The sequence below is a fragment of the Mesorhizobium sp. M0145 genome, assembly GCF_040322355.1.
Lineage (GTDB): Bacteria > Pseudomonadota > Alphaproteobacteria > Rhizobiales > Rhizobiaceae > Mesorhizobium.
On sequence record NZ_JAMYTK010000005.1, the window covers coordinates 100,271 to 118,379 of the forward strand.

Consider the following 18,109-nt stretch of genomic DNA (forward strand, 5'->3'; position numbering starts at 1 on the left):
TGGCGACATCTCGGATTTCAACAGATTAGGGTCGGGAGTTGAAAGCCCGCGCGTCGTTCGAGCGCGGGCTGAAAACACGGCTTGGCGATCAGCGGCCGTCCGGCGTGCGCAGGCCGATCCACTTGTCCTTGACGGCGTTGTAATGCTCTTCGGGCCTGTACTTCGTCACGTTGAGCGCAAGGCGGTCTGCCGACAAATGGCCAACCGCCGAGAGGATGGCATAGCTCGCCACCACCACGTCGCGTTCGGCGCTGACAAGATTGATCTTGGCGGTGATGAGGGTCGCCTGCGCGTTGAGCACGTCGAGCGTGGTGCGCTGGCCGACATTGCGCTCTTCGATGACGCCGTTCAGGGCAAGCTGCGCGGCGGCGACCACCTGCCGGTTGGCCGTGACGCTTTGCTGCGCGGCGGTGTATTGCGACCATGCCGAGGTCACCGCTTGGCGCACGGTGTCGCGGCTGACATCGACCTCGATACGGGCCTGGCTAAGTGATTCCTTTGATTGGCGAACCAATGCCGAGGTCCGGCCGCCGGAATAGATCGGTATCGTCAATGTCGCGCCGATGTTCGCCGAATTGGTTACGCCATCCTGTGTCGAGGAGAGCGAGCCGGGCGCGGTGCCGCGAAAGGCGCTCGAAACACCTGCCGACGCCGATAGTTGCGGCAGCAACGCGCCTTCGGCAGACTTCACCGAAAACCCCGCCGCGTCGACCAGATGCGCGGTGGCGAGGATGGCCGGATGCTCGGCCGATGCGATCGCGATCGCCGCATCGAGGCTCGACGGCAACAGCTTCGACAGCGGCGAAGCCGGCCTGAGCCTGCCCGGCTCGTCGCCGACGATCTGGCGATAGGTCGCAGCGCTTGCCAGCGCCGTCGCGCGGGCGGCGCTCAACTGCGCCACCGCGGAGGCACGCTGGGCGTCGGCTTGCGCGACGTCGGTGCGCGTACCTTCGCCGACCTCGAAGCGCGAACGCGCCGCACGCGCCTGCTCGGTCAGGAATTGCAGATTCTGTTCGGTCAGCACGGCGACCTGGCGGTCGCGGATAACGTCCATATAGGCGCTTGCCGCGTTGAAAAGAGTGTTTTCTTCGGCGTTGCGCAGGCTTTCGAACGAAGCGCGGACCCGCGATTCGGCGGCCGCCACATTGTTCCTGGTCTGAAAACCGTCAAACAGCGTCTGGTCGATCTCGACGCCGAAGTTGCCGGTGGTCAACGAGATGTTTCGGTGCAACCGGTTGCTGTGGCTGGCGGTATAATCGATGCTCGCGGAACCGGTGATGGTCGGGCGCCAGCCCGACTTGGCGATGGCAACGCCCTCGTCGGTGACACGAACGCCGGCGCGTGAAGAATTGAGCGAGGAATTGTTTTGGTAGGCCTTTGAAAGGGCCCCGATGATCGTTTCAGCCGAGGCGGCCATTGGAGACAGCGCTGTCGCCGAAACGAGGACAGCGGTAAAAAGCAACTTGCGTACAGACGGCACGTTATATTCCCTCATTCGTTTTGCACGGGAACTGCGCCACGCTGGCTTCTCCTTCTGATCAGCCGGCGCCGCGTTTTTTATCGTTCCCCCGCTGAAAGCCCCCAGAAACGCCCGGTTATGCAGATCAGCAACGATTGTTCAAACGCAAGCGATCATGACAGCGCCTTCGCTGCAAGGCAAAATCACTCAGAATTCGAAGGCGGGAATGCGTTCGAATCCCGGTAGTGGCTTAATTGCCGCATTAAATGCGCGTCTTCCCGTTACAACCCCTCCAGTCTTAAAAAAAAGCCGGGCTACGCCCGAATTGCCCTGCCCCTCCACGGCGACGAGTCGGCCGCCTTCGGCAAGCTGGTCGAACAGCGCCGCCGGCACCTCCCCGACGCTGCCGCCGATCAGGATCACGTCGTAAGGTGCCTTGGCGGCATGGCCTTGCGGCAGCGGCCCGTGGACCACGGTGACATTGCCGCAACCCAGCGCCGCAAGCGTCGAAGTGGCGGTCTCGGCCAGCGCCGGATCGCCTTCCAGCGCCACCACGGACCTTGCCAGCCGCGACAGGATCGCCGCCGCATAGCCGGTGCCGCAGCCGACATCGAGTGCCGAATCGCTTGGGCCGATATCGCCCAGTTGCATAAGCTTGGCCAATGGCGACGGCTCCATCAGATAGCGCGGGCCATCGGCCGTATCGGCGATGCGGATGTCCTCGTCGATATAGGCAAGGTCACGCTGGCCGGCGCCGACAAAGGCCTCGCGCGGCACGACAAGCATCGCCTCGAGCAGCGGTGCGCTGGTCACGTCGGTGGTGCGGATCTGGCCGTCGACCATCTTCACCCGGCGTTCGGCAAAATCAGCGCTCATGTTCCAACCATCCGCTTGCCGCGCAAAGGCCGCGGCTGTTTCGACCGGAACTGAAGCCCCCTGGCGCTGACGCGCGGGAGCTCGGGCATTGGAGGCCTCGCCCGGAATCGAACCGGGGTGCAAGGATTTGCAGTCCTCTGCGTAACCACTCCGCCACGAGGCCTCATTGCTCCCGGCGTTCCACCCGGCTCCAATAGGTTGCGGCGAAAATGCCGTCAAGCGGCCACCATGCATTCCCAACGGTTCCTCGACATTCCATGCCCTGCCTTATCAACGCAATGCCCATCTTAGCAATAACATATTAGCTTATCGTTAAGCATGATTCTGGGCGACGGGAACCCGAAACCGGCGGCCACGTTGGGCAAAGAGGAGGCTCCGCCATGCGTCGAGCAGCTACGAAGGACGGCACGTCGCGCGGATTGTCGCAGTCTGCAGAGCTTGTGCGCTATGCCATCGACCGCCTCAGCATAGAAGGCGCAAACACCCTGCCGCCGCGCGACCGGGCGCGGCTGGCATCGGCTACCGCCGTTCTCAAGGAGCTTTGCGAACGTCTGGAGAGCTGCTTCGACCAACCTCGGTAAACGTATGGGCGGACGACGCCGCTCGCCGACATATGGCAGGCTGGCGGCCGTCAGCGGGGCAATCTCAGTCAGGCCGGCGCCGTCGCTCCCACCAGACGACGAAGCGGCGCCGATGACGACGCACCAGGGCAAATTCGTAGGAGAGCACCAGCAGTCCGATCGGTACCATCCAGAAACCCAGGATCGGCAGGAAGCCGAGAATGCCGCCGATGATCAGCACAACGCCGATCGCAATCCTGAGGCCGCGCGAGCGCGGCATGGTGAACTGGCGGCCGAAGACCGAGATTTTCCGGGCCGGTGGCTGTTCGTCGCTCATTGCCGTCATGTGAAATGTCGATCCGTTTGCATCAGTAGCACCATCAGCCGGAGAAAGCCGCAACGGCCTTTTCTGTTCCGTGACAGGCGAGAGACAGCTCATATGAGGGCGCTCGCCGGCCATTGCCAGCAAGCCCTGCGCCAAAAAGCACCGAAAAAATGCGAAATGCTTCTTTGCAAAGCCGAAACGGGTTTGCTATAGGCTGCCCCACTCACATGAGAGCCTCTGTTCCCCGGTAGCTCAGTGGTAGAGCAACCGGCTGTTAACCGGTTGGTCGCTGGTTCGAATCCGGCCCGGGGAGCCACCGCCTCTTCTACGCCATAGCGCGATATTGCGCGCCAGCGTACAATTTCTCCCTACGCGTCGATCTCGATAGTCCTGCTTCCAGAGTGTCAGAGCATCGAGGACCGATGAAATCAGGCGTAGAATAGCAGGCTCGCCCGCCCACGCCTATTCGGCGGCTACCGCGCGGAAATACTGATGACCGGCGGCTTCGCGCCCGAGTGCGCCGTTCAGTTCGCCGCGGCGGCGTCCGAACGTTGCCGCCCGTTATTACTTGCCGTCGCTGCCTCAACGACAGCAGCTTACAGACGGGCGCGAGGTGTTCGTGGACGGCGGATTGCATAGCTTTGAGCCTGCGCGCGCGAGGCGTCGCTGGGACAAAGCGGAGAGGCCTCGCGCCAGACCTGCACAGGCAAGATCTCAACGCCTACTCGGTTGAACATGATCCGCGTGGACGTCGCGCCTGCGGCGTTGCCTGGAGAATTTACCCCCGTGCCTCCTGCCGGTGGGGAGGCTTCGCACCGTTCGTGTCCTAGTTGTCAAGACCCCAAAGATCCGTGTTCCGTTTGAAGTACTCAATCAGCATCTCGGTGAGCACCCGCACTTTCCGCGTGGGATGCTGACCCGGCGGTCGGACGACATACGCGGCCCCCGGAGGTACCGGATAGCGTGTCATGATCGGGACCAGCGCGCCGGAGGCCACATATTCATGTGTGATGCAATCGGGGAGCCAGGCGATGCCGAGACCTGCCGCCGCCGCGGCGGCAAGCGCCGTGGCGCTATCGGCCTTGAACCTGCCCTGCGGCTGGACCGTAACAATCTTGCTGCCATTTATGAACTGCCAGGCTTCCGTTCCCTGCATGAGGGCCTGATGGGTGACGAGTTCGTCCAGAGTCTCGGGTGACCCGTGCACCTCGATATAATCCGGGCTTGCGACAAGCTTTCCGTGGATCGGCCCGACGCGCTTCGCGATCAGGTTGGAGTCTTGAAGGTAGGCGCCCCGGATCGCGCAATCGAAACCTTCTGCGATGAGATCGACGAAGCGATCGCTGTAGGAAGTATGGATGTGAAGCTTCGGGTGCAGACGCGCCATTTCCGCGAGCACGGGGGCGAAGTGGGTCGCGCCGAAAGTAAGCGGCATGGCAACCCTCAGGCGGCCGCGCAGCTCACCGGTGGGGAGGATCGTTTCCCGAGCCGTATCGATCTCTGCGCTGGCCCGGGCCGCATGGTCTCTGAACGTGATTCCCGCTTCGGTGAGCGCGGCGCCGCGGGTCGTTCGTGCAAGAAGCTGGACGCCAAGTTCCGCTTCAACCCGAAAGAGCCGCCGACTGACGATTGACTTGGAGACGCCGAGCCGGCGCGCGGCGGCCGATACGCCCCCTGCATCGGCCACTGCGACGAATGTCTGTAGATCTTCGATGTCCAATTCAGCGTTCCTCATTTCGCGACACAGCTTGCCTGATTATGGCACTACTGCATCACCAAAAGGAACGGCAAATTGCGTCCAGGCAACGCTCGCCCGCTGGCGCATGTCTCCCGTGAACCCATTGCCGTCCATAGCGGCAGAGAAAGATTGCCGTCCATGGCGGCAGAGAAAGGAAGTCTTGATGACCCCTCGCAACGGCCTTGATTCGCTTCTTCGTCCTGAAGACTCGGTACTCGTTCTGATCGACCACCAGCCTTACCAACTCGCGAACCTGAACAGCCACGATCCGCAAGCTGTGGTCAACAACGCGACCGCGCTGGCGAAGCTAGCAAAAGCCTTCAATGTTCCGACCATTCTCACCAGCGTGATCGCGGGTCGTGGCGGCATCCTCTTCAAGCAGATCACTGACGTCTTCCCGGGGCAGGAAGTGATCGACCGGACTTGGGTGAACACCTGGCAGGACGAGAAGGTGGTGGACGTGGTCAAGGCGACCGGCCGCAAACAACTGATTATCGCAGGCCTTTGGACCGAAGTCTGCGTCGCGATGCCTGTCATCCAAGCCCTCGGCGAAGGCTGGGACGTGTCCGTGATCACCGATGCGTCGGGCGGCGTTTCGACCGAGTCCCACCAGATCGCCATCCAGCGGATGATCGCGGCTGGCGCAAACATGATGACCGTGATGGCGCTCGCTGGCGAATGGCAGCGCGACTGGGCGCGCACCGAGCATGTCGAAGAGCTGACCGAGATTCTCATCCAGCACTTCGGCGGCAGCGGCATCGCCTTCCTGTGGGAGCAACAACTCCTCAAGACGCCTGTGCCGAGCGAAGGCTGATTCGGGCCGGGATGGCGAGCATTTCGGTGAGGGTCGGAATCGATCCGTTTGCCGGCCCTCGCCATCTCACCTCACAGAGAAGCCTTGTGATGCCGAACCCACCTTCACGAGCAGTCGCTCGTCGCACATCCTGGATAGATAGCATCGGGGATGCCGATGGCCGTGAGTTCAGCCGTGCGCACCTCGCCCCGCCCTCGCGGTAGAGCGATGGCCCGCTCCCTGAGCGTCGGTGTCGGCCCGCCGGCGAGGCGTAGGGCTTCTGCGCCGTCCGGTCACGTTTGCGCATTTTTGGCGACTCTGGTGCATTCTGGTGTAGGGGGGTATGGCAAATTCGTATTTCTCAGCTTCATCGACTCCGGCGAGCCACCGTCTTTTCTACGCTAAGGCGCGATGCAGCGCGCCGCCGTCCGACTTTTCTCCGCGTAACGATCTGGGTCAAGTTTCCACCAGCCTGGCGGACAGGAATTCGATGAAGCGCTGGGCCTTGGCTGGAATGAGGCGAGTTTCGGTGACGGCGTGAATGCTGACCGCCGATCCCTGCCATTCGGGCAGGACACGCCGGAGCCTGCCCGAGGCCAAATCTTCGGCGACGATCTTCTCGGCAAGCAGGGCGATGCCCTGGTGGTTGACCGCCAGGGCGCGGATCATCCCGACGCTGTTGACAGTGAAGCGGCCTCCAACCTCGACTTCGACCTTGTTCGTCCCCTGATGCAGGGTCCAGATCTTCGGCATGCAGATGCATTCATGCTCCGCCAGATCCGCCGGTGTCGCCGGCTCGTCGGACGCTTCGATGTAGCCAGGAGACGCATAGAGGTGGCGCGCGTGGCGCCCGATCAGGCGAGCGATCAGGCTGGAGTCTTCCAGCTCGCCGATGCGGATCGCTACATCGAACGGCTCGGCCACCAAATCGACGCGGCGCGGGGTCAGGTCGAACTCGAAAGTGATGCCGGGATAGTGCCGCGCGAAATCGACGATGATCGGCGTCAGGTAAAGCGTGGCGAAGTCGACCGGGAGCGAGACCCGCAGGACACCGCTCGGCTGCTCCAGCATCGCGCCGAGCTGCTCGTGTGCGAGCCGTGCCTCGTCGACGATGCGCTTGCTTCGTTCGTAATAGAGCTGGCCGGCCTCGGTGAGCTCGATCTTGCGCGTCGTTCGATGCAGAAGCCTCAGGCCGATCGCCTTCTCCAGCGCGCTGATACGTCGCGACAGAGTCGAGTTGGGCATGCCCAGAGCCTCAGCCGCCTTCCGGAAGCTCCTCGCTCTCGCCACCTCCACGAACAGCGCCATGTCGTTCAAATGGCTCACGCTATTGCTCCATATTTGGAATATTAATTTCACTTTTGCCAGATTTATCCCGACATTGGAATAGTGGACAAGCGCTCCAGCAAAATGGAGATCCCAATGAGTCCCTTATTCACCCCTGTCCGCGTCGGCCGCTACACTCTGCCTAACCGCCTCGTCATGGCCCCGATGACCCGCAGCCGCGCCGCCTTCGACGGTACGCCGGGCGAGCTGGCCACCGAATATTATTCCCAGCGCGCCGGCGTCGGCCTGATCGTCACCGAAGGCACCCAGCCCTCTGATGACGGCCAGGGCTATCTCACCACACCGGGCATCTACACGCCTGCCCATGTCGCCGGCTGGCGGAAGATCGCTTCCGCCGTGCACGACAAGGGCGGCCGCATCTTCATCCAGCTGATGCACGCCGGGCGCATGTCGCATCCCGACAATACGCTGCATCACCGCCAAGCCGTCGCGCCCTCCGCGATCGCGCCGGGGGCGGGTATGTTCACCATGACCGGGATGCAGGATATTCCCACGCCGCGCGCGCTGACGACCGAAGAGGTGCGCCAGACGGTCGACGATTTCCGCCATGCCGCGCGCTCGGCGGTCGAGGCGGGCGCCGACGGCATCGAGATTCACGGCGCGAACGCCTACCTGGTCCAGCAGTTCTTCGCGCCCAGCGCCAACACGCGCACGGACGAATATGGCGGGTCGATCGAGAAGCGAGCGCGCTTCGCCATCGAAGTCGCCACGGCGATCGCCGAGGAGATCGGCGCGGACCGCACCGCGATCCGCCTTTCACCCGGGACGACGATATGGGGGATCGACGAAGGCGCCGAAGGGCCGGACCTCTACCGCTATCTGGTCGCCGAACTCGACAAGCTCGGGCTCGCTTACGTGCACATCATGCACCAGGGCGACGAGGCGCTGCTGGCCGATATCCGCAAGCTCTGGCACCAATCGCTGATCCTCAATCGGCCAAGTCGTCCGCGTGACCAGATCGGCGCCGACGTAGATTCGGGGCTGGCCGATCAGGAGTCCTACGGCCAGATGGTCCTGGCCAATCCGGACTTTGTGGAACGGTTGAAGACCAATGCGGCGCTGAATGCGGCAGTCCAAGCCACTTTCTATGGTGGCACCGCCCTGGGCTACACCGACTATCTTGCTTTGAGCGCGTAAAGCGCAAGCAAGTAAATCCCCAAGCGCCAGCAGTCGAATAAGCATTTCTCACCCGATGTGGACTGCATAATTAGAAGTTCTTCTTGAGAGATTTCAAACTATATCGTCCAACAGGAAGGAGAAGCCTGATGAACCTACACAATGACTTCCAAAGTGCCCCCGGCCGGGCTGAACCGCTTGGCTCCGGCCGGGCCCTGCGTCTTCAAGCATATGGCGGCACAGAGAGCTTGAAGGTCGATTGGGTATCCGCCCCCGAGCCTGGTCCCGACCAAGTGCTCGTCCAGGTCAAGGCTGCCGGAGTAAACGGAATCGACTGGAAAATCCGTGAAGGCTACGTCCGCGACAAGTTCAAGTTATCTTTGCCCGCGACGCTTGGCATCGAAATGGCGGGGGTCGTGCTGCGGACCGGCTCCAACGTCGAAGGCGTGAGGGTCGGAGACCGGGTCATGGCCGCGCTGGGGGGCCTGGGCGCTTATGCTGACCATTTGCTGATAAATGCCGAAAAACTCGTCGAGACGCCTGCAGTCCTGTCAGACATTGACGCGGCGGCAGTACCGGTGGCGGCGATGACGGCATGGCAAGTCCTTCAGGTCGCCGATTTCGACCTTCGAGGGCGGCGGGTGTTGATCCACGGCGCGGCTGGTGGGGTGGGCAGCTTCGCTGTCCAGTTCGCCAAGACGGCTGGAGCGACCGTCTATGCTACAGCCTCAACCAAGAGCGTGGCCCATGTCCAAGCCTTGGGCGCTGACGAAGTGATCGATTACCAGAAACAGAACTTCGAGCTTCTTGCGAGCGACATTGACCTTATCGTCGATCTTGTCGGGGGTCAGGTCTTGGACAAATCTTGGTCGGTCCTATCGCCTGGCGGCGTCCTGGCCAGCATCGCTGCAACTGATGTGGTTTCGCGCGCCCCGGCAGGCCGTCGTGGCATCTGGTTGTCAGTCAAACCTGACACCGCGCGCCTAGCCACAATCGCTCAAGAGATCGCTGGCGGCTCGCTGCGGTCGACGATTGCAGAAGTGATCGGCTTCGACGATCTGGCATCCGCGATCGAGCGCAATCGCACCGGCCACGCTCCCGGAAAGATAGTCTTAGACCTCACCAGGTGACTTCAGCTCATGGTAATCGTCCCTAAAGGGGGACCGTCTGCATTCGGCTCATGTTGGGACGGCCGTGAACCACAGTTATGCAGGGCCTTTCCGCTCCGCCGCAAATCTCAAATGCGCGTTTTTTAGCCTTCCCTGACCGGCAGCGCCTTTTCACCGGAATCGACCGCCCTATTTTCGCCTCGACAGGTGGGTGGCTGCTTGCTGGACGAGTCCTTGCGGCGAGTACGGCATGTGCTTCGAGGTACCCCACATGAACTTCCACGATCGGCACCTATTGAGGTTGCGGGTGAACGGAGAGGATCACAGCCTTTCCGATCTCGATCCCCGCGTCACGCTGCTCGACCTGCTGCGCGAGCGGCTGCATCTGACCGGAACGAAAAAGGGATGCAATTTCGGCGAGTGCGGCGCCTGCACCGTGCATCTCGACGAACGGCGTGTGAATGCCTGCATGATACTTGCCGTGTCCTGCGAGGGACGCGAGGTCACGACGATCGAAGGCCTGGCAAACGGCGATGCGCTTCATCCCGTGCAGCAGGCGTTCATCGATCATGATGGTTTCCAGTGCGGATTCTGCACGCCCGGCCAGGTGATGTCGGCGGCGGCGCTGATCGAGGAGGGACACACCGGCTCCGATGCGGAGATCCGCGAATGGATGAGCGGCAATCTGTGTCGCTGCTCGGCCTATCCGCAAATCGTCGAGGCGGTGCGCTCAGCAGCCGGGAGGGCGAGCCAATGACCCCATTCGTCTATGCGCGCGCCGACAGCCTGGGCGAAACGATCGCAGCCGGTGCCGCGCCGGACAGCGCCTTTCTCGCCGGCGGCACCGAATTGCTCAACTGGCTGCGCCTTGGCATTGCCGAGCCGACCCGGATCATCGACATCTCCCGCCTCGACGGGCTGGATCAGGTCGAGGCACTGCCCGGCGGCGGCTTGACGATCGGCGCGCTGACGCATCTCAACGATGTCGCGCAGCATGCGCTGGTCATGCGCGACTATCCGGTGTTGAGCCAGGCGATCCTCAACGCCGCATCGCCGCAGCTGAGAAACCTAGCAACGATAGGCGGCAATCTTCTGCAGAAGACGCGCTGTGCCTATTTCCGTGCCGAAGAGCAGTTGCCATGCAACAAGCGTCAGCTCGGCTCCGGCTGCTCGGCATTGCATGGCATCAACGACAATCACGCGATATTCGGCTGGACCGAGGATTGCGTCGCCACCCAGCCATCCGACCCGGCGGTGGCGCTGGCAGCACTTGATGCGGTCATCGTCACCGCGCACCGCAGCGGCGGCCGGCGCATTCCGGCAGCGGAATTCCACCTGCTTCCCGACACGCGGCCCGAGGCAGACAATGTGTTGCAGCAAGGCGAACTGATCACGGCAATCGAGCTGCCGGCGCCGGCGCCGCGATCGGCTTACCTCAAGGTGCGCGAGCGCGAATCCTACGAATACGCCATCGTCTCTGCCGCCGCTGTGCTGGAGATGGACGGCCAAACCATCCGTCGGGCGGCCCTGGCGCTGGGGTCCGTCGCGCTGCGGCCGTGGCGGCTGAGCGCCGCCGACCAGCAGCTCGCCGGTGCCGAAATCGGCGATCGCGAGGCGTTGAGCACCGCTATCGAGCAATCCTTCGCCGAAGCGCGTCCCTTGTCGCAGAACGCCTACAAGATCGAACTGGCCAAGACCGCCGCTTTGCGGGCGATCGAAAGAGCAGCGAGGATGCCGTCATGATGATCAGCCAGCCTGTTGCCCGCCCTGACGGCGGCGTCAAGGTGACCGGCCGCGCCCGCTATGCGGCCGACTATTTTGCCCCCGATCTGCTCCATGCGGTGCTGGTGACCGCGCCCGTTCCCGCCGGCCGCGTGACGTCGATCATGGTCGACGACGCGCTCGCCGAGGAAGGCGTCGTGCGTGTGCTCACGCATGAGGACATGCCCAAATTCGGCCGGTTCGCATCGCCGAGGGCCGAGCCGGATACGCAGATGCAGCAGGCCGAAGGCCCGCCGGCAGCGCAGAGCTTCATGCCCATGCAGGGCGACGAGATACGTCACGAGGGTCAGCCGCTTGCCATTGTGCTGGGCGAGACGCTGGAGGCAGCGGAGGCCGGTGCCCGCCGCGTCGCATTGCGCTACGAGTTCGCCGAGCCGGAATTGCCGGCACCGCCGGAGTGGACCGCCATCGACAAGGCTGCGGTCGTGCCGAGGGAGAGCGGCTTCCTGTTCCTGGAGCCGACGTTTACCAAGGGCGCGGTCGACCGCGGGCTTGCTGACGCCGCCGCCATGGTCGAAGCCGTCTACCTGCAGCCGTCGCGCCATCACAACGCCATGGAGCCCTCGGCGACGCTCGCCGAATGGAATGACGGAGAGCTGACGCTGCACGACGCCACGCAACACGTCTACGGTGTCCGCCAGGTGGTTGCCGCCCGCATGAATGTCCCGGCCGAGAAGGTCCGCGTGATTTCCCGCCATACCGGCGGCGGCTTCGGCGGCAAGGGCTGGATCTGGCCGCATCAGGTGCTGGCCGCCGCCGCCGCGCGCATCATGCAGCGCCCGGTCAGGCTGGCGCTCAGCCGCGCCAATGCCTATTCCTGCCTCGGGTATCAGCCGCGCATGGCACAGAAGATCGTGCTGGCGGCGGACAGGTCGGGCAAGCTGACGGCCGTGCAGCAGGACGTGGTCAACCTGACCACCGTGACCGACGATTTCGTCGAGTTCGCCACCGAAGCCTCGAAGGGTCTCTACGCCACGCCGGCCATGCGTCTCAGCCAGCGCGTGGAGCGCGCAAACGTCGCCATGCCGACGCCGCTGCGCGCGCCGGTCGAGGGTCCGGGCACCTGGGCGCTTGAAAGCGCGATGGACGAGCTCGCCCACCGCCTCGGCATCGATCCGCTCGACCTGCGTCTGGTCAACCATGCGGACACGGATCCGGCCACCGGCCAGCCCTGGTCGTCGAAGAAGCTGCGCGAGGCTTATGAGGAAGGCGCCCGCCTGTTCGGCTGGCGCGAGCGCCCGCGCAAGCCGCAACGCGACGGCGATTGGCTGATCGGCTACGGCATGGCGACCTGCAGCATGGGCTGTTTCCGCAACCCGACGCCTGCAGCCGAGGTCAGGTTGCACCGAGATGGCACGGTGCTCATCCGCACCGGCACCCAGGACATAGGGACCGGAACACTCACCATCTTTCCGCAGATCGCGGCCGACGTGCTGGGCCTGCCGATGGAGAGGATTGAGATGGAAATGGGCGATACACAGCTGCCGGAGGCGGGACCGACCTATGGCTCGTCATCGACCATGGGGGTGGGCGCGGCGGTGCTTGCCGCTGCCGAAGATGCGCGTTCGCAGCTTGCCCGTCTTGCCAATCTGCTGCCGGACGAGGTCGAGATGCAGGACGGCAAGATTCGCCGCAGAGGCGCTGCCGGCGGTCAGACGATCGCCGACGTGATGAGCCATACCGACATCGGCGAGATCACCGGCTCCGGCTCGTTCGATCCGGCGCAGCATGGCAAAGGCCTCGCGATGCGCACTTTCGGCGCGATTTTCATGGAGGTCGGCGTCGATCCGGGGCTCGGCCTGCTCAGGCTTCGTCGCGCCGTGGGCAGCTACAGCGCCGGCCGCATCGTCAATCCCCGCACCGCACGCAGCCAGATGACGGGCGGCATCATCTGGGGCTGGGGCATGGCGGCAATGGAGCAGAGCAGGCACGAACCGGTGCTTGGCCGGTTCCTGTCGAAGAACCTTTCCGGAGTCGCCATTCCGGTCAACGCCGACATTCCCGGCGACATCATAATCCACTTCGTCGATGAGGTGGACGAGCATGCCAGCCCGATCGGCGGCAAAGGCATCGGCGAACTCGGCGCCACCGGCGTTGCCGCTGCTGTTGCCAACGCCGTCTTCGACGCCACAGGCAAGCGGATCCGGGAGTTGCCGATCACGCCGGAAAAACTGCTGTGGAAGGATCGGCCCGCGGAAGCGTCTGCTCGACGAGGTTGACGTAATAGCGCATCACCGTCGGCACGATCTCGTCGTTGAAAACGTAGCGGTCGCCGTGCAGGCCTTCGCCCGGGCCGACCTCGCCGGCGCCGATCCACGCATAGCAGCCGCCGGCGGCGCGGATCATGAAAGCGAAATCCTCGCAGCCGAGACTGGGGCTGAACTCGGTCAAGACATTCTCCCGGCCGACGACGGAGGCGGCGGCCTCGACGGCGCGGGCCGTCGCATCGGCCGTATTGATCAGCGGCGGATAGCCCTTCCTGTAGTCGAGCCTGGCCTTGAGCGAATGCGCGGCGGCAATACCTTGTGCGATCTCGCCGATCAGCCTCTCGCAATGGTCGGAAAGGCCGTGCTCGAAGAAGCGGCAGGTGCCTTGCAGCCAGACCTTGCCCGGCACGATATTGCCGACATTGCCGCCATGAATCTGCGTGATGCTGACGACAAGCGCGCTCTGAGGGTCGACCGAGCGGCTGACGATGCGCTGGACGGCTTGCACGAAGGCGCCCGCGGCCAGGATCGGGTCATCCCCGAGCTGCGGCATGGCGGCATGAGCGCCAAGACCCTCAAAGGTCAGTTCGAAATTATCGACGGCCGCCATTTGCGGCCCGACGCGGGCGGCGATCGTCCCCAGCCTGATGCCCGGCCAGTTGTGAACCGCATAGACCGCTTCGACCGGAAAGCGCTTGAACAGGCCGTCCTCGATCATGCGCATGCTGCCGCCCTCGTTTTCCTCGGCCGGCTGAAAGATGAAAGTGACGGCTCCGTCGAAGGCGCGCGATTGACTGAGCAGTTTGGCGGCGCCGAGCAGCATGGCGGCGTGGCCGTCATGGCCGCAGGCGTGCATCACGCCCTCTTGCCTCGAAGCATAGGACAGGCCGGTTTTCTCCAGCACCGGAAGCGCGTCGAGCTCGGCGCGAAGGCCGATAGCGCACGTTCCAGCGCCGCTGCGCAGGACACCGACGACGCCGGTGCCGCCGATCCCTTCATGCACCTCGTCGACGCCGAAGGAGCGCAGCTTCTCTGCAACGAAACGCGCCGTTTCGTATTCATTGAATGCGAGTTCCGGATTGGCATGGATATGGTGCCGCCAGCCTATAACCTCTGGTGTCAGCGCGGCGACGGGGTCATTATGCAACATGATGCCTCCTTTCCGCCGACAAAAAGCGGCTTGGTTTGCCTGCCATAGAAGGCCCGGCGAGAGGCGTCTTGAACCGGATTGACCATGGCAAGGACAAACGAAGCGGCAGAGACCGGGAAATACTGGCGCCATCCGTGCTTCCCCGACCTGGGCCTGTTCGAGGCGCGCTTCACCCGGCACCGCTATGACTTGCACACGCACCCGACCTATGTGATCGCCCTGATCACCTCTGGCTGCGAGCGCATTCGCATCGGCCGCAAAAGCGTTCTCGCTCCGGCAGGCACCATTGCCGTCGTCAATCCCGAGGAGTGGCATGACGGCGAACGCGGGGCGGATGAAGGCTGGGCCTACCGGACGTTTTATCCTTCGGTGCCGATGATGACCGCGCTTACCCGCGAACTCGGCCGCGACGGCGCTCCAGTATTTTCGCGCGCGACTATCGAAGACAGCAGTCTCGCCGCAGCATTGATGGCAGCACACCAGGGCTCGACATCCCCGGACACAATGACGGCCGAGACGTCCCTGCTCGTGGCGCTGCGACGGCTGATCGTTCGGCATGGCGACTCGAGCGGACAGGCCGAAGAGATCGAAAGCTCCGGATCGCAGCGGCGGTTCTCGCTCTACCGCGATCTTGTCGAAAGCGAGCTTGGCTCGCAGCTCGACCTCAAGCGGCTAGCCGGCGCGGCTGGCGTGACCCGATTCCAGGTCATCCGCGACTTCAACAAGGCGATCGGCCTGACGCCGGCGGCCTATATCCGCGACCGGCGATTGCGCCGGGCGAGTGCGCTGATCGAACAGGGATTTGGCCTCGCCGACGCCGCCATCGCGGCGGGTTTCGCCGACCAGAGCCATCTTTCCCGTACATTCCGGGCTATGCATGGCATGACGCCGGGCATGTTCAGAAGAGCGGGATAAGGCGCTCCTGAACAGACAAGCTTGCGCGCCAATGCTTGCTGCGCAATGCTGACGCAGCTCGGGGGGAATCATGCGAAAAATCTTGGCATCGATGCTGCTGCTCGCGGCTCCACTGTTTGCAAACAGCGCCCAGGCGCTGGATGCCAGCGGCACGCCGGTCATCGTGACCCCGCTTGCCTCTCACACCGAGACCGCGTCCGGCCAGCCGATCACGCTGCCGCAGAAGAACGTCCAGGTCCTGGTCTCGGCCTATCAGATCGCGCCGGGCGCGACCTTGCCGGTCCACAAGCATCCGTTTCCGCGCTATGCCTATGTCGAGGCCGGCACGCTTCAGGTCACCAACGTCGAGACCGGCAAGAGCAACACCTATCAAACAGGTGATTTCATCATCGAGATGATCGGGCAATGGCATCAGGCGACCAATGTCGGCGCCGATCCGGTCAAGCTGCTGGTCATCGACCAGGTCGAAGAAGGTACCAAGAACACGGTGTTGCGCCAGTAGCTGCCACGTCTGAAAACGGCGTCCGGGGCGGATCCAGCACAGCGCGTAACAGACGTCAGAACGCGAACCCCTCAGGCAAATTGTGATTCCAATAGCCTTTCTCGACAAGTTCACTTATGCGCCAGCCCTCGGACGTGCGTACGACGCGGTCTCGATACCAAAGCCCCTGGAAGAAGACCTGCCTTTTGCCTTCGCCGAGGTCGACCACCATCGGGCATGAACAATGCACGCGCGCGCTGGCCTCATCCCCTCGGAGATCCAGAAGGATTGTCGAAATGGCGTGCTGCGAGATCAATATCTTGGAAAGGGCGCCTTTCATGTAAGCAACATGCTCATCCACACCGCTCCTGATTCCACCTGTTACAGTGTCGTCAAGCACGGCATCGGGTGTGAATATTTTGCGATAGGCTTCCCAGTCGCGATCGTCCACCGCATAGCAATAGCGAACAAGCAGCTGTTCGATCTCAAGCCTATCGGAAACCTCCTGCAATGAAAGGGTCATGTCCTGTCTCCGCGGTTGGCGGCACTAATGCCGCATGCGCCAAGCCTGCCCCGACATTTCGATCAATATTCACGTTGCCGATGCTCCGAGCAACCTCGCCGCGCGACTGGGCATGCGCAAACCCGAACACTCATTTGGCCTCCGCCTTTACCCGGCCGGCGGCGGCGGCCAGCACGGCGCGATCCCCCTCTTCGTACAAGCGGCGGATGGAGATTGCCTTGACGCGCCAACCTTCCGGCGTCCGCACCAGCCGGTGGAGATAGCTGCCGCCGACCGTCCAGAACCGCCCGCCGATCCAGTGGGTTGCGCGGACATGGCTGCGCGCAACCGCACCGTTATCCCCGCCTTCGACAATGATGTTGGTGATGAGGTGCTGGGTGGCGTCGAAGCCCGGCAGCAGCGCTTGCCATTGGGCGATCAGCGCGTCGCAGCCGCTGGTCGTGACCTCGCCGCCGAAGAGGCTGGTGTAGTCGGTCGTGACACGGGCCGCGAGATAGGATCTGACCCGGTCCCATTCACGCAGATCGGCATAGAGGCCGATCCCGGCAATCGCCTCGGCGATTGCGATCCTATCTTTGACCGTCAGCGCATCTCCCGATGCGCTCGCGGCGGGCGCCGAGATAGCGGAAACCATCGCGGCTGAAACCGCCGAGACCAGGACATACCGGCGGGTGACGAGGCTCATTGTCCCGCCTCCCCCGCACCGCCCAGCGTTGCGCGGAAATGCGCGGCGACGGCATCGCTCGCCGCCTTCACCGGCGTGGCACGATCGTAGAAATCGAATTGGGTGACATTGTCGAGCCACAGCTCCTGCTTGGAGCTGGTCAGCCCCGCGTAGAATTTGTGCGCACCCTGCGGAATGGCAGCCGCCTCGCTGTGCACCATCAGAAAAGGCTGGTTCAGGCGCGGAGCCGCCCGGATCGCATCGAACCTCAACCAGCCGCGCCAGAACGCCGGATCGGCCTCGTTGCGCCAGGCCGGAATCATGCCGCGATCGGGCTCGGTGTAACGGGCTCGGTGTAATAGGGCATCTTGAACATGATCGCGCGCTCGTCGCTCAGGCTGGCGGCCGGCAGTAACGCCTGTCTGCCGGTGCGGCGATACTCGGCCTCGGCCGCATCGCTCGTGGCTTCGAGCCTGGCGACGCCTTCCTTGCCGCCATAGGTCTGCTCGACCACTTCGGCATCCTGTAACCAGGGCGCAACGAGGGCGACCGACTTGATCGCGGCGTTTCCTGCCGCGGCGGTGACCATATAGCCGGAGCTGGCGCAAATGCCGAGCCCGCCGATGCGGTCCTGATCGGTCTCGGGCCGGGTCGCGAGATAGGCGACCGCCGCTTCGATGTCGGCGATCTTGGCGTTAGGGTCCTCGTACTGGCGGCGCATGCCGCCGCTTTCGCCCCAGCCGCGAAAATCGAAGGTCAAGGCGACGAAGCCGCGATCGGCCATCTCGCGGGCATAGCGGGCCGGCATCTGTTCCTTCACCGTCATCCAGGCGCCGGTCACGACCAGCGCCGGCCGAGGTTTTGCCGCGTCCAGATCCTCTGGCAGATAGATGTCGCCGACAAGCTGCTCACCATGCGAGGAGAATGTGACGCGCTCGACGCGCGGTGCGGCGACGGCATTGGAGGCGGCGAGCGCGGCGGTGGTTGCTACGGCAAGTGTCAGGGTTTTAAGCATTCGCAAATCTCCTTTGGCTTGGAGTGAGAAGCGCTGCGCGTTGCGAGAA

Annotated in this window: 19 protein-coding genes and 2 tRNA genes; 10 read left to right on the forward strand and 11 right to left on the reverse strand. The window is 63.5% G+C overall.

Annotation, left to right across the window (positions count from 1 at the left end; translation table 11 throughout):
• Positions 1-88: 88 nt before the first annotated feature.
• From NKJ28_RS11105 to NKJ28_RS11115, 3 genes are all read right to left on the reverse strand, one after another.
• The gene (locus NKJ28_RS11105) at positions 89-1,480 is read right to left on the reverse strand and encodes a TolC family outer membrane protein (protein ID WP_352635516.1); all 1,392 of its coding nucleotides are present in this window, start codon (positions 1,478-1,480) and stop codon (positions 89-91) included.
• A gap of 186 nt (positions 1,481-1,666) precedes the next feature.
• Positions 1,667-2,335: a protein-L-isoaspartate O-methyltransferase family protein gene (locus NKJ28_RS11110; RefSeq protein ID WP_352635518.1), complete on the reverse strand. Its 669-nt coding sequence runs from the start codon at positions 2,333-2,335 to the stop codon at positions 1,667-1,669.
• A gap of 89 nt (positions 2,336-2,424) precedes the next feature.
• Positions 2,425-2,498 (reverse strand) — tRNA-Cys (locus NKJ28_RS11115).
• Positions 2,499-2,715: 217 nt separating this feature from the next.
• Here NKJ28_RS11115 and NKJ28_RS11120 point away from each other — a divergent pair.
• Positions 2,716-2,916 carry a hypothetical protein gene (locus NKJ28_RS11120; protein WP_352451402.1) on the forward strand — a complete coding sequence of 67 codons (201 nt, stop codon included), beginning with the start codon at positions 2,716-2,718 and terminating at the stop codon, positions 2,914-2,916.
• 64 nt (positions 2,917-2,980) lie between these two features.
• Here the strand turns inward: NKJ28_RS11120 and NKJ28_RS11125 are convergent, their stop codons facing one another.
• Positions 2,981-3,241: a hypothetical protein gene (locus tag NKJ28_RS11125; RefSeq protein WP_023676401.1), complete on the reverse strand. Its 261-nt coding sequence runs from the start codon at positions 3,239-3,241 to the stop codon at positions 2,981-2,983.
• Positions 3,242-3,461: 220 nt separating this feature from the next.
• Between NKJ28_RS11125 and NKJ28_RS11130 the strand changes: the two genes are divergently transcribed.
• Positions 3,462-3,536, forward strand: a tRNA-Asn gene (locus NKJ28_RS11130).
• Positions 3,537-4,046: 510 nt separating this feature from the next.
• On the opposite strand, the gene NKJ28_RS11135 is transcribed toward NKJ28_RS11130, so the two are convergent.
• A complete protein-coding gene (locus NKJ28_RS11135; RefSeq protein ID WP_352635520.1) occupies positions 4,047-4,940 on the reverse strand; it encodes a LysR family transcriptional regulator in 894 nt (297 codons plus the stop codon).
• Between the two features lie 181 nt (positions 4,941-5,121).
• Between NKJ28_RS11135 and NKJ28_RS11140 the strand changes: the two genes are divergently transcribed.
• Complete coding sequence (locus NKJ28_RS11140; RefSeq protein ID WP_352451920.1) at positions 5,122-5,772, forward strand: hydrolase; 651 nt, start codon at positions 5,122-5,124, stop codon at positions 5,770-5,772.
• 435 nt (positions 5,773-6,207) lie between these two features.
• On the opposite strand, the gene NKJ28_RS11145 is transcribed toward NKJ28_RS11140, so the two are convergent.
• Positions 6,208-7,077 (reverse strand): LysR family transcriptional regulator, encoded by an 870-nt coding sequence (locus NKJ28_RS11145; protein ID WP_352635522.1) that lies wholly within the window; start codon positions 7,075-7,077, stop codon positions 6,208-6,210.
• Positions 7,078-7,161: 84 nt separating this feature from the next.
• On the opposite strand from NKJ28_RS11145, the gene NKJ28_RS11150 reads away from it, so the two are divergent.
• From NKJ28_RS11150 to NKJ28_RS11170, 5 genes are all read left to right on the forward strand, one after another.
• Positions 7,162-8,235 (forward strand): alkene reductase, encoded by a 1,074-nt coding sequence (locus tag NKJ28_RS11150; RefSeq protein WP_031211698.1) that lies wholly within the window; start codon positions 7,162-7,164, stop codon positions 8,233-8,235.
• A 128-nt stretch (positions 8,236-8,363) separates the two neighbouring features.
• On the forward strand, positions 8,364-9,344 hold the full coding sequence (locus NKJ28_RS11155) for an NADP-dependent oxidoreductase (protein ID WP_352635524.1): 981 nt from the start codon (positions 8,364-8,366) through the stop codon (positions 9,342-9,344).
• A gap of 250 nt (positions 9,345-9,594) precedes the next feature.
• A complete protein-coding gene (locus NKJ28_RS11160) occupies positions 9,595-10,080 on the forward strand; it encodes a (2Fe-2S)-binding protein (RefSeq protein WP_023676406.1) in 486 nt (161 codons plus the stop codon).
• Positions 10,077-11,066, forward strand: coding sequence for an FAD binding domain-containing protein (locus tag NKJ28_RS11165; protein ID WP_352635527.1), 990 nt, complete (start codon positions 10,077-10,079; stop codon positions 11,064-11,066). Before NKJ28_RS11160 ends, NKJ28_RS11165 begins: the two co-directional genes overlap by 4 nt.
• The gene (locus NKJ28_RS11170; protein WP_352635529.1) at positions 11,063-13,324 is read left to right on the forward strand and encodes a xanthine dehydrogenase family protein molybdopterin-binding subunit; all 2,262 of its coding nucleotides are present in this window, start codon (positions 11,063-11,065) and stop codon (positions 13,322-13,324) included. The genes NKJ28_RS11165 and NKJ28_RS11170 overlap by 4 nt, the downstream gene beginning before the upstream one ends.
• Here NKJ28_RS11170 and NKJ28_RS11175 read toward each other — a convergent pair.
• On the reverse strand, positions 13,263-14,462 hold the full coding sequence (locus NKJ28_RS11175; RefSeq protein WP_352635531.1) for an amidohydrolase: 1,200 nt from the start codon (positions 14,460-14,462) through the stop codon (positions 13,263-13,265). The two genes, NKJ28_RS11170 and NKJ28_RS11175, sit on opposite strands and share 62 nt — an antisense overlap.
• A gap of 84 nt (positions 14,463-14,546) precedes the next feature.
• Here NKJ28_RS11175 and NKJ28_RS11180 point away from each other — a divergent pair, with 84 nt between their 5' ends.
• Both NKJ28_RS11180 and NKJ28_RS11185 read left to right on the forward strand, forming a co-directional pair.
• Positions 14,547-15,377, forward strand: a complete 831-nt coding sequence (locus NKJ28_RS11180) for an AraC family transcriptional regulator (RefSeq protein ID WP_352635533.1) — start codon at positions 14,547-14,549, stop codon at positions 15,375-15,377.
• A 70-nt stretch (positions 15,378-15,447) separates the two neighbouring features.
• Complete coding sequence (locus NKJ28_RS11185; protein WP_352635535.1) at positions 15,448-15,879, forward strand: cupin domain-containing protein; 432 nt, start codon at positions 15,448-15,450, stop codon at positions 15,877-15,879.
• A gap of 55 nt (positions 15,880-15,934) precedes the next feature.
• Here NKJ28_RS11185 and NKJ28_RS11190 read toward each other — a convergent pair whose 3' ends face one another.
• The 4 genes from NKJ28_RS11190 to NKJ28_RS11205 all read right to left on the reverse strand — a co-directional run bounded on the left by NKJ28_RS11190 (position 15,935) and on the right by NKJ28_RS11205 (position 18,060).
• On the reverse strand, positions 15,935-16,381 hold the full coding sequence (locus NKJ28_RS11190; protein WP_352635537.1) for a nuclear transport factor 2 family protein: 447 nt from the start codon (positions 16,379-16,381) through the stop codon (positions 15,935-15,937).
• A gap of 130 nt (positions 16,382-16,511) precedes the next feature.
• On the reverse strand, positions 16,512-17,066 hold the full coding sequence (locus NKJ28_RS11195) for a nuclear transport factor 2 family protein (RefSeq protein ID WP_352635539.1): 555 nt from the start codon (positions 17,064-17,066) through the stop codon (positions 16,512-16,514).
• A complete protein-coding gene (locus tag NKJ28_RS11200) occupies positions 17,063-17,368 on the reverse strand; it encodes an alpha/beta hydrolase family protein (protein WP_352635541.1) in 306 nt (101 codons plus the stop codon). Before NKJ28_RS11200 ends, NKJ28_RS11195 begins: the two co-directional genes overlap by 4 nt.
• The gene (locus NKJ28_RS11205) at positions 17,365-18,060 is read right to left on the reverse strand and encodes an alpha/beta hydrolase (protein ID WP_352635543.1); all 696 of its coding nucleotides are present in this window, start codon (positions 18,058-18,060) and stop codon (positions 17,365-17,367) included. Before NKJ28_RS11205 ends, NKJ28_RS11200 begins: the two co-directional genes overlap by 4 nt.
• Positions 18,061-18,109: the final 49 nt, after the last annotated feature.

What these genes read in the sequence shown, in the direction of transcription:
- NKJ28_RS11110 (WP_352635518.1), bottom strand. Translation starts at nt 2,335, where the DNA reads ATGAGCGCTGATTTTGCCGAACGCCGGGTGAAGATGGTCGACGGCCAG.
- NKJ28_RS11120 (WP_352451402.1), top strand. Translation starts at nt 2,716, where the DNA reads ATGCGTCGAGCAGCTACGAAGGACGGCACGTCGCGCGGATTGTCGCAG.
- NKJ28_RS11125 (WP_023676401.1), bottom strand. Translation starts at nt 3,241, where the DNA reads ATGACGGCAATGAGCGACGAACAGCCACCGGCCCGGAAAATCTCGGTC.
- NKJ28_RS11140 (WP_352451920.1), top strand. Translation starts at nt 5,122, where the DNA reads ATGACCCCTCGCAACGGCCTTGATTCGCTTCTTCGTCCTGAAGACTCG.
- NKJ28_RS11150 (WP_031211698.1), top strand. Translation starts at nt 7,162, where the DNA reads ATGGAGATCCCAATGAGTCCCTTATTCACCCCTGTCCGCGTCGGCCGC.
- NKJ28_RS11155 (WP_352635524.1), top strand. Translation starts at nt 8,364, where the DNA reads ATGAACCTACACAATGACTTCCAAAGTGCCCCCGGCCGGGCTGAACCG.
- NKJ28_RS11160 (WP_023676406.1), top strand. Translation starts at nt 9,595, where the DNA reads ATGAACTTCCACGATCGGCACCTATTGAGGTTGCGGGTGAACGGAGAG.
- NKJ28_RS11165 (WP_352635527.1), top strand. Translation starts at nt 10,077, where the DNA reads ATGACCCCATTCGTCTATGCGCGCGCCGACAGCCTGGGCGAAACGATC.
- NKJ28_RS11170 (WP_352635529.1), top strand. Translation starts at nt 11,063, where the DNA reads ATGATGATCAGCCAGCCTGTTGCCCGCCCTGACGGCGGCGTCAAGGTG.
- NKJ28_RS11175 (WP_352635531.1), bottom strand. Translation starts at nt 14,462, where the DNA reads ATGTTGCATAATGACCCCGTCGCCGCGCTGACACCAGAGGTTATAGGC.
- NKJ28_RS11180 (WP_352635533.1), top strand. Translation starts at nt 14,547, where the DNA reads ATGGCAAGGACAAACGAAGCGGCAGAGACCGGGAAATACTGGCGCCAT.
- NKJ28_RS11185 (WP_352635535.1), top strand. Translation starts at nt 15,448, where the DNA reads ATGCGAAAAATCTTGGCATCGATGCTGCTGCTCGCGGCTCCACTGTTT.
- NKJ28_RS11190 (WP_352635537.1), bottom strand. Translation starts at nt 16,381, where the DNA reads ATGACCCTTTCATTGCAGGAGGTTTCCGATAGGCTTGAGATCGAACAG.
- NKJ28_RS11195 (WP_352635539.1), bottom strand. Translation starts at nt 17,066, where the DNA reads ATGAGCCTCGTCACCCGCCGGTATGTCCTGGTCTCGGCGGTTTCAGCC.
- NKJ28_RS11200 (WP_352635541.1), bottom strand. Translation starts at nt 17,368, where the DNA reads ATGATTCCGGCCTGGCGCAACGAGGCCGATCCGGCGTTCTGGCGCGGC.
- NKJ28_RS11205 (WP_352635543.1), bottom strand. Translation starts at nt 18,060, where the DNA reads ATGCTTAAAACCCTGACACTTGCCGTAGCAACCACCGCCGCGCTCGCC.